General features: G+C 59.2%; 12 protein-coding genes. 4 read left to right on the forward strand and 8 right to left on the reverse strand.

The window, feature by feature from the left end:
• Positions 1 to 3: 3 nt before the first annotated feature.
• The 7 genes from QK293_RS06545 to QK293_RS06575 all read right to left on the reverse strand — a co-directional run bounded on the left by QK293_RS06545 (position 4) and on the right by QK293_RS06575 (position 9,092).
• Positions 4 to 900: a peptidoglycan DD-metalloendopeptidase family protein gene (locus QK293_RS06545; RefSeq protein WP_282376322.1), complete on the reverse strand. Its 897-nt coding sequence runs from the start codon at positions 898 to 900 to the stop codon at positions 4 to 6.
• Positions 901 to 1,022: 122 nt separating this feature from the next.
• The gene (locus QK293_RS06550; RefSeq protein WP_282376324.1) at positions 1,023 to 1,973 is read right to left on the reverse strand and encodes a response regulator; all 951 of its coding nucleotides are present in this window, start codon (positions 1,971 to 1,973) and stop codon (positions 1,023 to 1,025) included.
• Between the two features lie 166 nt (positions 1,974 to 2,139).
• Positions 2,140 to 2,901, reverse strand: a complete 762-nt coding sequence (phoU, locus tag QK293_RS06555) for a phosphate signaling complex protein PhoU (RefSeq protein ID WP_008150055.1) — start codon at positions 2,899 to 2,901, stop codon at positions 2,140 to 2,142.
• A gap of 71 nt (positions 2,902 to 2,972) precedes the next feature.
• Complete coding sequence (pstB, locus tag QK293_RS06560; RefSeq protein WP_282376328.1) at positions 2,973 to 3,806, reverse strand: phosphate ABC transporter ATP-binding protein PstB; 834 nt, start codon at positions 3,804 to 3,806, stop codon at positions 2,973 to 2,975.
• A gap of 159 nt (positions 3,807 to 3,965) precedes the next feature.
• A complete protein-coding gene (gene pstA, locus QK293_RS06565; protein ID WP_282376330.1) occupies positions 3,966 to 5,636 on the reverse strand; it encodes a phosphate ABC transporter permease PstA in 1,671 nt (556 codons plus the stop codon).
• A 15-nt stretch (positions 5,637 to 5,651) separates the two neighbouring features.
• Positions 5,652 to 7,685, reverse strand: coding sequence for an ABC transporter permease subunit (locus QK293_RS06570; RefSeq protein WP_282376374.1), 2,034 nt, complete (start codon positions 7,683 to 7,685; stop codon positions 5,652 to 5,654).
• Positions 7,686 to 8,093: 408 nt separating this feature from the next.
• On the reverse strand, positions 8,094 to 9,092 hold the full coding sequence (locus QK293_RS06575) for a phosphate ABC transporter substrate-binding protein PstS (protein ID WP_131062509.1): 999 nt from the start codon (positions 9,090 to 9,092) through the stop codon (positions 8,094 to 8,096).
• Positions 9,093 to 9,279: 187 nt separating this feature from the next.
• Here QK293_RS06575 and QK293_RS06580 point away from each other — a divergent pair, with 187 nt between their 5' ends.
• Both QK293_RS06580 and QK293_RS06585 read left to right on the forward strand, forming a co-directional pair.
• Positions 9,280 to 10,338, forward strand: a complete 1,059-nt coding sequence (locus QK293_RS06580; protein WP_282376333.1) for an XRE family transcriptional regulator — start codon at positions 9,280 to 9,282, stop codon at positions 10,336 to 10,338.
• Positions 10,335 to 10,550, forward strand: coding sequence for a hypothetical protein (locus QK293_RS06585; RefSeq protein ID WP_282376334.1), 216 nt, complete (start codon positions 10,335 to 10,337; stop codon positions 10,548 to 10,550). The genes QK293_RS06580 and QK293_RS06585 overlap by 4 nt, the downstream gene beginning before the upstream one ends.
• A 292-nt stretch (positions 10,551 to 10,842) precedes the next feature.
• Here QK293_RS06585 and QK293_RS06590 read toward each other — a convergent pair whose 3' ends face one another.
• On the reverse strand, positions 10,843 to 12,141 hold the full coding sequence (locus tag QK293_RS06590) for an MFS transporter (RefSeq protein ID WP_282376335.1): 1,299 nt from the start codon (positions 12,139 to 12,141) through the stop codon (positions 10,843 to 10,845).
• A gap of 362 nt (positions 12,142 to 12,503) precedes the next feature.
• On the opposite strand from QK293_RS06590, the gene QK293_RS06595 reads away from it, so the two are divergent.
• Positions 12,504 to 12,908 carry an acyl-CoA thioesterase gene (locus tag QK293_RS06595; RefSeq protein WP_010566936.1) on the forward strand — a complete coding sequence of 135 codons (405 nt, stop codon included), beginning with the start codon at positions 12,504 to 12,506 and terminating at the stop codon, positions 12,906 to 12,908.
• Between the two features lie 57 nt (positions 12,909 to 12,965).
• On the forward strand, positions 12,966 to 13,865 hold the full coding sequence (locus tag QK293_RS06600; protein WP_282376336.1) for a D-hexose-6-phosphate mutarotase: 900 nt from the start codon (positions 12,966 to 12,968) through the stop codon (positions 13,863 to 13,865).
• The last annotated feature ends 30 nt before the right edge of the window (positions 13,866 to 13,895 follow it).

The following is a 13,895-nucleotide window of genomic DNA, read 5'->3' on the forward strand; positions in this document are numbered from 1 at the left end:
GACTCACTGCTTGCCCAACGCAAAGTTGGGCAACGCGCCTACCGGTTGATTGAACTGGTACGGAATCGACACCAGCCCCAACCCGGTATTGCGCTGCACCACAAAATGCAGGTGCGGCCCACTGCTGTTGCCGGTGTTGCCCGACAGCGCCAACGCGGTGCCCACCGACACCCGTTGCCCCTCGCGAACGCTCACCGAACCTTGCTTGAGGTGCAGGTACACGCCCATGGTCCCGTCATTGTGCAGCACCCGCACGAAATTGCCCGACGGATCGGTGCCGCGTCCGGTCTGAGCATTTTCGGTTTTCACCACCACCCCGCCTCGCGCCGCGATGATCGGCGTGCCTTCGGGCATGGCGATGTCCATCGCGTAGCGGTTCTTTGGACCGAAGTGGCTGTACTGACCATTAACCCCCTGACTCAGCCGAAACGGTCCGCCGCGCCAGGGCAACGGGTATCGATAGGCCATGGCGGACCCTGAGGGGTCGCCCAGGGAATACTCGAACTTTGGGGTATACGCGAGCGCTCTTTCGGGGTGCGTGGCCGTGAGCAGCGCCAGACGAATACTGCTGCGTGCCGGCATCACCCGACGAATCGGTCGGCTCGGCGCACCGCTGACGTTTTTCAGCCCGCCGAAGCTCAATTCGATCTCTACCGGTGCATACAGGTCATTGCGCACGTAAACGCTGTCCACGCCCTTCTTTTTCGTAATGACGACGTACACCTGACGCTCAAGATTCTCGACCATGCGATCACGAAAAACGAACACCTTGGAGCCTGTCGTGGGGCGGTCGCTGTAGGAGACCACGCCATTGGCGTCGGTGGACTTGTAGATCGTCATGGCCGTCGCTGAGGTGGATGCCATAAAAAGACCACAGAAAAACAGCAGGCGCGCGAGCATGGGCAAGATTCTGTCGAGTAAGGCCTGGGTAGGAGCCTAGCAGCTGCAATGGACCCGGGTAGTCGGCAGATGTTTCAAATGATCGTTCCCACGCAGCGCGTGGGAACGATCAGCGGTACAAATTACGCGCCGGGCACGAAATGCTTCTGCGCCGTGCCACGGGCAATCAGGCGGGAGATGTAGTCGAGCTTCTGCGCATCCTGATCGACGAAGCGGAAGGTCAGTTGCAGCCACTCGCTGTCGGGCTTCTGCTCGTGGGCGACGATGGCGTGCAGGTAGCCGTTCAAGCGGGCGGTTTCGGCGTTATCGCCCTGCTCCAGGTCGAGCACGGCGCTGTCGAGCACTTGCGGCAGCGTATCGGTGCGCTTCACCACCAGCAGTGCTTCCTTGAGACTCAAGGCCTTGATCACACATTGCTGAATGCCGTTCGGCAGGCGCAGTTGGCCCTGGCCACGACCGCCAGTGGGTGCTGCAGAGGACGCTGGAGGCTTGATCGGCGGGCTGTTGAGCAGACCGCGAGACGGAGCAGCCGCCGGGGCTGACGCGGCGGCCACAGGTTTGGCGAACGGGTTGACCGGCGCCGCTGCGGGTGCGATCACGGCAGCCTTGCCACCCGTCAAGGCGCTCAGGGAATCGTTGCCGAACGCCGAGTTCATTTTGGTCGGCGCGCTGTTCATCAAGGTGTCGAGCTTGCCGACCTTGTTCAGGGCCTGCTTGACCTTGGTCAGTAGTTGCTCGTTGGTGAACGGCTTGCTGACGTAGCCGGAAACCCCGGCCTGGATCGCCTGGACCACGTTCTCTTTATCGCCCCGGCTGGTCACCATCACGAACGGCATGGTCTTGAGGTTGTCCTGCTCGCGGCACCAGGTCAGCAGTTCCAGCCCGGACATTTCCGGCATTTCCCAGTCGCACAGCACCAGGTCGAACGCTTCACGCGCCAGAATCGCCTGAGCCTTCTTGCCGTTGACCGCGTCTTCGATCCGGATCCCCGGGAAGTAGTTGCGCAAACACTTCTTCACCAGGTCACGAATGAACGACGCGTCGTCCACGACCAACACACTGACCTTACTCATCCATCACCCCTTTAAAAAATCCCGGCAAGCATACCGCTTTGCTGATGGCACATTGCCAAAAACCTTCAGTCACGCCGGGACTTTTCGTTCGCGGGTGCTGCTTTCGAATTCATTACCAAAAACAAAAACGCCCGGCCAGAAGGCCGGGCGCTTTTCTCAGGCAATCTTACTTATCGTCAGCTTTACCCGGAACATTAGCGGTTTCGCCACTTGTGCCTTCAACTTCTTCTTTCATGCGCTTGAGACCCAAGTGACGCACGTCGGTGCCGCGCACCAGGTAAATCACCAACTCCGAGATATTGCGCGCGTGGTCGCCGATCCGTTCCAGCGAACGCAGCACCCAGATAATGCTCAAGACCCGCGAGATAGAGCGCGGGTCTTCCATCATGTAGGTGGCCAGTTCGCGCAGCGCGGTTTTGTATTCACGGTCGATGATCTTGTCGTACTGCGCCACCGACAACGCCAGGTCGGCGTCGAAGCGGGCAAAGGCGTCCAGCGCATCGCGAACCATGTTACGGACCTGGTCGCCAATATGGCGAACCTCGACGTAGCCGCGTGGGGCTTCGCCTTCTTCGCACAGCTGGATGGCGCGACGGGCGATTTTGGTCGCTTCATCGCCAATGCGTTCCAGGTCGATCACCGACTTGGAGATGCTGATGATCAGACGCAGGTCCGACGCCGCAGGCTGTCGACGGGCCAGAATGCGCAGGCACTCTTCGTCGATGTTGCGTTCCATCTGGTTGATCTGGTCGTCGATCTCGCGAACCTGCTGGGCCAGACCGGAGTCGGCCTCGATAAGCGCGGTCACCGCGTCGTTGACCTGCTTTTCCACCAGCCCGCCCATGGCCAGGAGGTGGCTGCGCACTTCCTCGAGCTCGGCGTTGAACTGCGCGGAAATGTGGTGAGTAAGGCCTTCTTTACTAATCATGTTGGCGTCCTTGGAGCGTCCGGTAAGGTGCGGTGGACCGCAGCGTCAGTTCAGTGAGCAACAACAGCTTCCTAGCCGTAGCGACCAGTGATGTAGTCTTCGGTCTGCTTCTTCGCCGGATTGGTGAACAGGGTATCGGTGTCGCCGAATTCCACCAGTTTGCCCATGTACATGAACGCCGTGTAGTCGGAAACCCGCGCGGCCTGTTGCATGTTGTGGGTCACGATGACGATGGTGAACTTCGATTTCAGTTCGTAGATCAGCTCTTCGACTTTCAGCGTGGAGATCGGGTCGAGTGCCGAGCACGGTTCGTCGAGCAGCAGCACTTCTGGCTCCACGGCGATGGTGCGAGCGATCACCAGACGTTGTTGCTGACCACCGGACAGACCGAGTGCCGATTCATGCAGACGGTCTTTGACTTCGTCCCACAGCGCAGCGCCTTTCAACGCCCACTCGACGGCTTCGTCGAGGATGCGCTTCTTGTTGATGCCTTGAATGCGCAGGCCGTAGACCACGTTCTCGTAGATGGTTTTCGGGAACGGATTTGGCTTCTGGAACACCATGCCAACGCGACGACGCAGCTCGGCCACGTCTTCGCCCTTACGGTAGATGTTGTTGCCGTAGAGGTTGATCGCGCCTTCGACACGGCAGTCATCCACCAGGTCGTTCATGCGGTTGAACGTACGCAGCAGCGTGGACTTACCGCAGCCGGACGGGCCGATGAAGGCGGTCACGCGCTGTTTCGGGATGTTCAGGCTGACGTCGTACAGCGCTTGTTTGTCGCCGTAGAACAGGTTCAGGCCTGGTACTTCGATGGCGACGGTTTCCTGCTCGAGGCTCAAGCTCTGTTTATCGCGGCCCAAGGCCGACATGTTGATGCCGTGGGTATGTGGTTCGTGCTGCATGGGAGGCTCCCTGTGCTAACAAATTCGGTTCGGTTGGCCGCTGGCCTCACAAAAATGGGCCAGCGGTGTTGCCACTCTGTAGGAGCGAGGCTTGCCCGCGAAGGCGTCCTTGAAATCGCCTTCGCCGGCAAGCCTGGCTCCTACAGGGAGCAGCGGTAATCAGCTGTCCAGCGCTTTGTACTTCTCGCGCAGGTGGTTCCGGATGTATACGGCTGACAGGTTGAGCGTAGCGATCACCAGCACCAGCAGCAGCGCCGTGGCGTACACCAGCGGCCGCGCGGCCTCGACGTTCGGGCTCTGGAAGCCGACGTCATAGATGTGGAAGCCCAAGTGCATGATCTTCTGATCCAGGTGAAGGTACGGGTAGTTACCGTCCAGTGGCAGCGACGGTGCCAGTTTCACCACACCCACCAGCATCAGCGGCGCCACTTCACCGGCGGCGCGAGCCACGGCGAGGATCATGCCGGTCATCATCGCCGGGCTGGCCATTGGCAGCACGATCTTCCACAAGGTTTCAGCCTTGGTGGCGCCGAGGGCCAACGAGCCTTCACGCACGGTGCGAGGAATCCGCGCCAGGCCTTCTTCGGTGGCCACGATCACCACCGGCACCGCCAGCAAAGCCAGGGTCAGGGACGCCCAGAGCAGACCCGGCGTACCGAAGGTCGGTGCCGGCAGCGCTTCCGGGAAGAACAACCGGTCGACCGAACCGCCGAGTACGTAGACGAAGAAGCCCAGACCGAACACGCCGTAGACGATAGCCGGAACGCCCGCCAGGTTGTTCACCGCGATGCGGATCAGACGAGTCATGGTGTTCTGTTTCGCATACTCACGCAGGTAGACCGCCGCCAGCACGCCGAACGGCGTCACGACCATCGCCATGATCAGGGTCATCATCACAGTGCCGAAAATCGCCGGGAAGATCCCGCCTTCGGTGTTCGCTTCACGCGGGTCGTCGCTGAGGAATTCCCACATCTTGCTGAAGTAGAAACCGATCTTGGTGAAGGTGCCCATCGCGTTCGGCTGATAAGCGTGAACCACCTTGCCGATGCCGATTTCAATCTCTTTGCCGTTTGCATCGCGGGCCGTCAGGCTGTCGCGATTGAACTGGGCGTGCAGGTCGTTCAGGCGGACTTCGATGTCTTGATAACGAGCGTTGAGTTCGGCGCGCTCGGATTCCATGTCCGCTTGTGCGGTGGCATCGAGTTGGCCAGCCAGTTCCAGTTTGCGGCCGTGCAGACGGACGCGTTCAAGACCCGCGTTGATCGCACCGATGTCGGTTTTTTCCAGGCTCTTGAGCTGTGCCGCGAGTTTGTTGACACGATCGACACGGGCCTGCAACTCAGGCCACGCGGCCTCGCCTTCAGCGATGACCTTGCCATCCTGCTTGACGTTGACCAGGTAGCCGTAGAAGTTGCCCCACTCGCGACGCTCAATGGCCATCAACTCAGGCGGGGTCTTCTGGTTAGTCAGCCACTCGCCGACGATCCAGGTGAAGTCGTTGCCGTTCAAGTCACGGTTGCCGACCTTGATCAGCTCGCGAGTCATGAACTCCGGGCCCTGATCAGGCACCGGCAGGCCAGCGCTTTTCAGGCGCTCGCGCGGCACTTCTTCTTTCTGCACGATCTCGCCGATGACCAGGTGATTGGCCTGGCCCGGCACGTCGTAGCTGGCGTGAATCAAGTCCGCCGGCCAAAAATGACCCAGACCGCGCACGGCAATCACCGCCAGCAAGCCAATGGTCATGATGACCGCGATGGACACCGCGCCGCCGCTGATCCAGACGCCGGGGGCGCCGCTCTTGAACCATCCGTTCAGGGAGTTCTGTTTCACAGACTTCTACCTTTCTTAAAGCGACGAGTATTTCTTGCGCAGACGCTGACGAATCAGCTCCGCGAGGGTGTTCATGACGAAGGTGAACAGCAGCAGCACCAGCGCCGAGAGGAACAGCACGCGGTAGTGGCTGCCGCCGACTTCCGATTCGGGCATTTCCACTGCAACGTTAGCGGCCAGCGTTCGCAGACCTTCGAACAGGTTCATTTCCATGACCGGGGTGTTACCGGTGGCCATCAGCACGATCATGGTTTCACCGACCGCACGGCCCATGCCGATCATCAGTGCCGAGAAGATGCCCGGGCTGGCGGTGAGGATCACCACCCGCGTCATGGTCTGCCACGGCGTGGCACCGAGGGCCAGAGAACCGAGGGTCAATCCTCGAGGCACGCTGAACACGGCGTCTTCGGCGATGGAGTAGATGTTCGGGATCACCGCGAAGCCCATGGCCAGACCGACCACCAGTGCGTTGCGCTGGTCGTAGGTGATGCCCAGGTCGTGGGAGATCCACATGCGCATGTCGCCGCCGAAGAACCAGGTTTCCATGTACGGGCTCATGTACAGCGAGAGCCAGCCCACGAACAGAATCACCGGAATCAGAATCGCGCTTTCCCAGCCGTCCGGCACTTTCAGGCGGATGGACTCAGGCAGGCGGCTGAAGACGAAACCGGCCACCAGAATGCCGATCGGCAGGAGCATCAGCAGGCTGAAGATCCCCGGCAAATGCCCTTCCACATACGGCGCGAGAAACAGGCCGGCGAAGAAACCGAGGATCACCGTCGGCATCGCTTCCATCAATTCGATCACCGGTTTGACCTTGCGGCGCATGCCCGGGGCCATGAAGTATGCGGTGTAAATTGCAGCAGCGACGGCCAGCGGTGCGGCCAGCAGCATGGCGTAGAACGCGGCCTTCAGGGTGCCGAAGGTCAGTGGCGACAGGCTCAACTTCGGTTCGAAGTCGGTGTTGGCGGCGGTCGATTGCCAGACGTACTTAGGCTCGTCGTAGTTCTCGTACCAGACCTTGCTCCACAACGCGCTCCAGGAAACTTCCGGGTGCGGGTTGTCGAGAAGCAGCGGTTGCAGCTTGCCGCCCTGCTCCACAATGATGCGGTTGGCCCGTGGCGACATACCGAAAAGGCCTTGGCCATCGACCACCTGATCCACCAGCAAGGTGCGGTGAGCGGTGCTGTGGAACACGCCGAGCTTGCCTTCAGCGTCAAGGGCGATGAAGCCTTTGCGACGTTCTTCGGCGGTGATTTCAACGATCGGTGCGGTGCCCATCTGGAAGGTACGGATCTGCTTCAGGCGCTGTTCACCATCCGGGTCGCGGGCCATGAACCACTGGGCCAGACCACCCTTGGAATCGCCGAGGATAAGCGAGATACCGCCTACCAATTGAGTACTGGCGGTAATTTGCGTTTCGCCGTCTTCAAGCAGTTTGTAGCGACCGTTGAGGCTCTTGTCGCGCAGGCTGAACACATCGGCCTGGGCACGACCGTTAATCACGTATAGCCATTGCTGGCGCGGGTCGACGAAGATATTTTTCACCGGCTCGGTCATCTGCGGCAGATCGATGCGCTTCTGCTCGTTGGTGACTTCGCCGGTCATCATGTTTTCTTCGCTGGTCAGCGACAGCACATTGAGTTGCGCACCGGTCGAGCCGACGAGCATCAGCGTGGTGTCGGTGGCGTTGAGGCTGACATGCTCCAGCGCACCGCCCGCCTCGTTCAGCGCTATCGGGGTTTCGCCGTACGGGTACTCGATGGCTGGCGTGATCGTCTTCTTGCCATCCGGGTAGCTGACTTTATAGGTGTGACGGAACACCAAAGCCTGACCGTTGGAGAAACCCACCGCGACCAATGGATGGCCGGGCTGGTCTTCGCCGATGGACGTGACGCTGGCACCCGCCGGAACCGGCAGATCGACGCGCTTGAGTTCGGCGCCACTGTCGATGTCGAAGAACAGCGCCTGCCCCTTGTCGGAAACGCGCATGGCGACCTGGTTCTGTTCTTCCAGTGAGATCATCAACGGCTTGCCGGCGTCTTGCATCCAGGCCGGCGTGATGGCGTCCTTGGTCGTCAGGTCGGCACCCTGGAACAGAGGGAAGACGATGTAGGCGAGGAAGAAGAAGATCAGCGTGATCGCGCCGAGAACGGCAAGGCCGCCCACGAGGACGTACCAGCGGGTCAGGCGATCTTTGAGCGCGCGGATGCGGCGCTTGCGTTGCAGCTCAGGCGTATTGAAATCAATTCGCTTGGGAGGATTAGTAGTCATGGTGGAATTGGCCAGATCATTCATGCGCACACCCTAGCGGTCCTGTATGACAGAAAGATGACAATGCAGTGACGCAACAAATCCGCCGCCAGTGGGAACTGGCAGTGGATCAAAAATTTGGGGGTGTAGGAGCGGGCGTACCCGCTCCCACTGGAGCCCGGAAATCATCCCGGACTCAAGGTTTTACTTCTTTACGACGTTGCCGCCTTCTTGCAGACCCAGGTCAGCCAGTGCTTTTGCAGCAACCTTGGCCGGCAGTGGGATGTAGCCGTCTTTCACTACAACTTCCTGACCCTGTTTGGACAGAATCAGCTTCACGAACTCGGCTTCCAGCGGGGCCAGAGGCTTGTTCGGGGCTTTGTTGACGTAAACGTAGAGGAAACGCGACAGCGGGTACTTACCGTTCAGGGCGTTTTCTTCGGTGTCTTCGACGAACTCGGTGCTGCCTTTCTTGGCCAGAGCTACCGTCTTCACGCTAGCGGTTTTGTAGCCGATGCCCGAGTAACCAACGCCGTTCAGCGAGGAGCTGATCGACTGCACGACCGAAGCCGAACCTGGTTGTTCGTTGACGTTTGGCTTGTAGTCGCCTTTGCACAAGGCTTCTTCTTTGAAGTAGCCATAGGTGCCCGATACCGAGTTACGACCGAACAGTTGAACCGGCTTGTTCGCCAGGTCGCCGGTCACACCCAGGTCGCCCCAGGTTTTCACGTCGGTTTTAGCGCCGCACAGACGAGTGGACGAGAAGATCGCGTCGACTTGTTCCATGGTCATGTGCTGGATCGGGTTGTCTTTGTGCACAAACACTGCCAGGGCATCCACGGCAACCGGGATAGCGGTTGGCTTGTAACCATATTTGGTTTCGAAGGCCTGCAGCTCGTTGTCCTTCATCTTGCGGCTCATCGGGCCCAGGTTAGCGGTGCCTTCAGTCAGCGCAGGTGGCGCGGTCGACGAACCGGCGGCCTGGATCTGGATATTTACGTTCGGGTATTCTTTTTTGTAGTTCTCAGCCCACAGGGTCATGAGGTTGGCCAGGGTATCGGAGCCGACGCTGGACAGGTTGCCCGACACACCAGTGGTCTTGGTGTAGCTCGGGATAGCAGGGTCAACAGCGGCAACCGCGTTGGCAGTCGCAACGCCAGCAGCGACAAAAGTCATTGCCGCCATCAAACGCTTCAGTTTCATGCCTTACTCCTAGCAGATAGGTGTGTTAAGTCGGGGCCAAGTATCAGCAGGCCGTGTGAACACTCTATGGCTGAAATATGACAATTAGATGAAAGGCCAGCATTCGAAGTACAGAAGCGCCGAGATACAGAAGCAGGGTTGACAAATCAAAACAAAAATATAGCCTTGTCAACCACGAGGGGAACCCATGATCAACGACCGAATCCGCCGCGCTCGCCTTCTGCGAGGCATGTCTCTGGAAGCCTTGGCGCTCCAGCTTGGCGACATCACCAAGCAAGGCCTGAGCAAATACGAGAAAGGGTTAAGTACCCCGAACTCGGCGCGCCTGCTCCAAATGGCCAAGGTGCTGCAGGTCAATCCTGAATACTTCTTCCGTGCGGATGCCATGCCGCTTGCGCCGCTGGAGTTTCGTAAACTTGCCAAGATGCCCAAGTATCGCCAGGTTCAAGTCGAAGAACAGATTCGTGAACACCTTGAGCGTTACATTGCTCTGGAAGAATGCTTTGACCCGGTAGACATCCAGACTCCGGCCACCCCTGCGCAAATGCTGCCGGTCTCCTCTATCGAGGAAGCTGAACACGCTGCCGAGGCACTACGCGAATATTGGGGAATTGGTAGCGATCCAATTTCCAACCTGACCGAGCAACTGGAAGAGCACAGCATCAAGGTCGCGATGCTCATGGGGCCGGCTGACTTCGAAGGGGCCTGCGCAGCTACCGGTGACGGTCGCCACGTCTTGATCGCCCTGAACGCAGAGCGCCCAGGCGAACGCATACGCTTTACCGCGGCCCATGAACTCGGCCATTGGGTCATGCAATTACCCGACGACATGCCCGAGCGTGATAAGGAAAACTGCTGCCATCGCTTCGCCGGTGCGTTCCTCTACCCGGCTAAAGGTGTCACCAGTGACTTCGGTAGCCACCCTCGCTCACGCGTCCATCCCCGCGAGTTGCTCATCGCCAAGCGCCAATACGGGATTTCGATGCATGCAGCATTGAGGCGCCTCAAGGATCTGAATCTCCTTAGCGATAGTGGATATAAATCCCTGACCATCCAATTCAGCGCGAACGGCTGGCGCAAGGCCGAACCTGAACCCTTGCCATGCAAACCACCGCAACGTTTTGAATCGCTGGTGTTCTGGGGGCTAGCGGAAGGGTTGATCACCAAATCCCGTGCAGCCGAACTTCTACGCAAACCAGTGAGCGCTCTTGACCCCAATTTTCTGGGCTCACTGGAGAGTGCATGAGTCTGATCTACATCAGCGATACGAATATCTGGATCGATTTCAGAAATGCAGGACTGCTGGAGCAGATGTTCAATCTGCCATTCACTCTTTGCTGCACAGATTTTGTGCTGCATGAGCTCGAAGATTTCCCCCATGACGAATTACTCGGTCGGGGATTGATTGTGAATCCTTCGACGAACCGGGGGTTACCAGGCTGTTCAATCTCAAAATAGAGCACAACAACAGCTCATTAGCCGATGTGTCGTGCTACCTGCTCGCCCAAGAGACAGGCCGGCCGTTGCTCACCGGGGATGGCAAGTTAAGGCGTCAAGCGCAGAGGGATGGGTTACAAGTGCATGGCGCACTCTGGTTACTCGATTTGATGGTGGAGCATCAGGTTATTCAACCGAAGCACGCTGCGGATGCTCTGGACCATATGCTTGAGCATGAAGCACGTTTACCGGCGGGCGAGTGTGGAGTAAGGCTTTCGCACTGGCGAAAGCCTTAACTACTGGCGGTTTAGCGTTATCGGCCCTTCTTCCAGAGATACCCACCCACCAGAATCCCGACACCGCAAATGATCGCCACGTAATAGGCCGGCCCCATTGGGCTTTCCTTGAGCAGCAAAGTGACGACCATCGGGGTCAGGCCGCCGAAGATGGCGTAAGCCAGGTTGTAGGAGAACGACAGACCGCTGAAGCGCACCACTGCCGGGAAGGCTTTGACCATCACGTAAGGCACTGCACCGATGGTGCCGACCAGGAAGCCGGTCAAGGCGTACATCGGGAACAGCCAGTCAGGGTGGTTGAACAGGCTGTGATAGAAGGTCCACGAGCTGATCAGCAGCAGCGCACTGCCGAATACAATGATGCGACCAGCACCAAAGCGGTCAGCCAGTGCACCGGAGGCGACGCAGCCCACGCTCAGAAACACGATCGCCAGGCTGTTTGCCTGCAACGCGGTGGTTGGCGAGAAGTGGTAGACGGTCTGCAGCACGGTCGGGGTCATCAGAATGACCACGATGATGCCGGCGGACAGCAGCCAGGTCAGCAGCATGGAAATCAGGATCGCCCCACGATGGTCACGCAACACGGCGCGCAGCGGCACTTCTTCAGCCAGGGCCTTGCGCAGTTGCAGCTCGGCAAACACCGGCGTCTCGTGCAACCAGCGGCGCAGGTAAACCGAGAACAGGCCGAACACGCCGCCCAGCAGGAACGGAATCCGCCAGGCGTAATCCGACACTTCCACCGGGGTGTAAATGCTGTTGATCGCGGTGGCGACCAGCGACCCCAGCAGGATGCCAGCCGTCAGACCGCTGGTCAGGGTGCCGCAGGCGTAGCCGATATGACGCTGCGGTACGTGTTCGGAAACGAATACCCACGCGCCCGGCACTTCACCGCCAATCGCCGCGCCCTGAATCACCCGCATCACCAGCAACAGGATCGGCGCCCACATGCCGATCTGCGCATAAGTCGGCAGCAACCCCATGATCAGGGTCGGCACCGCCATCATGAAAATGCTCAGGGTGAACATCTTCTTGCGTCCCAGCAGGTCGCCGAAGTGTGCCATGACGATGCCGCCCAGTGGCCGCGCCAGGTAGCCGGCGGCAAAGATCCCGAAAGTCTGCATCAACCGCAGCCACTCAGGCATGTCGGCCGGGAAGAACAGCTTGCCCACCACCGTGGCGAAGAACACGAAAATGATGAAGTCGTAAAACTCCAGCGCGCCGCCCAGGGCGGACAGCGATAAAGTCTTGTAGTCGTTGCGGGTCAGCGGACGTGCGGACTGAGTGGGCTGCGCAATGCTCGAGGGCGCGGTGGTCATGGCAAGGCTTCTCTTATAGTCGGATCTGCAACCCCAACAACGCTGGCGGAGGCTTGGGCAGGTCCGGCACGATAGCAAATTGTTCGAAAAAGCACATAGAGGCGCGTAATTGACGGTCTAAATGAGAACCGGACGGTCGTCTCGGAGTCTACCGATCGATATACTCGCAATCCTGCACCTGCTTGTAAGGGGTTGCTGTGCGAAAACGTCGTTGGCACCTGTCAGCCGATTTCGCAGAGTTTCCCTTTAGGCGCCTTACGAAAAACGTGACGAACGTAGTATGTTCGGGGCTGAATCGTTTTTCCAAGACGGCTATTCACCCGCAACACTATGAAGAGTCACGGGTCAGAGGCCCCCCCGGCATGATAGAGCTCGAACAAGAAGATCCAATCCCGCAAGGCGACCTTGCCCTGCAAATTACCGCGCTCCCCCGCGAAACCAACGGCTTTGGCGATATTTTCGGCGGTTGGCTGGTGTCGCAGATGGATTTGGCCGGCACCGCAATGGCCAGCAAAGTCGCGGGTGGTCGCGTGGCCACCGTTGCGATTGACCGCATGGCGTTTCTGGTTCCGGTAGCGGTGGGCGCCCAGCTCTCCTTCTATACCCAGGCGCTGGAAATCGGCCGCAGCTCGATTCAGATGATGGTCGAAGTCTGGAGTGACGATCCGCTGTCCAGCGAGTGGCGTAAAGTGACCGAAGCCGTGTTTGTGTTCGTCGCCATCGATGGCAGCGGCCGCACCCGTTCGGTTCCGTCACGAGCTCGTTAAACACTGCGACCTTTCAGCGGTCCATTGCAGTCATTGTTCCTGATCGAGAGTTGCCCCATGAGCACGCCCAACGTTGAAGCCGTGAAACTGGATGAACTGAACTGCTGGCGCATCCGTCACGGTCAGGCCGAATTGCTGGTCGCCCAGCAAGGCGCGCACATCCTCAGTTATCAATTGGCCGGTCAACCGCCGCTGATCTGGCTCAACGACGAGGCCGTGTTCAAGACTGGCAAGAGCATCCGCGCCGGGGTTCCGGTGTGCTGGCCGTGGTTCGGTAACTTGCCGCGCAACCCGCAAAGTGTTCAAGCGATGCGTGTCAGCAACGAACCGCCGACCGCCCACGGGCTGGTGCGGGCGATGGACTGGGAACTGGGCGGCATTGAAACCGAGGGCGAAAGCCTGAAGGTGGAGTTTGTTCTGCCCTACCCTGAGGGCGGTTTGCCAGGTTGGCCACATCAGGTGGATTTGAAGCTGAGCATTCGTCTGGATGAGCAACTTCACATCAGCCTGACCAGCCACAACCAAGGCACTGACAACGTCACCATCAGCCAGGCGCTGCACAGTTATTTCGCGGTCAGCGATGTGCGCAATGTGCATATCGAAGGGCTGGATGGCTTGAGTTATATCGAGACGCTGGACGACTGGAAGACCGTCACTCAGACCGGCGATCTGCGTTTTGCCGGCGAGACTGATCGCATCTACCTCAATACCCCGGCAAAGCTGAGCATTGTCGATCCGGCCTGGGAACGGCGCATCGAGCTGACCAGCAGCGGTTCACGCTCGGCGGTGATCTGGAACCCGTGGATTGATCGCGCTGCGGCGTTCAGTGACATGGCGGACGATGGCTGGCAGCGGATGCTGTGCATCGAAACGGCGAATGTGATGGACGATGTGGTGACGCTAGCGCCGGGTGCCAGCCATACGCTGGGCGTGAGCATTGGCAGCGCACCTTTATAAGCAACACCATAGAACATTGTGGGAGCAAGC

The sequence above is a fragment of the Pseudomonas sp. AL03 genome, from assembly GCF_029960815.1.
Classification (GTDB): Bacteria; Pseudomonadota; Gammaproteobacteria; order Pseudomonadales; family Pseudomonadaceae; genus Aquipseudomonas.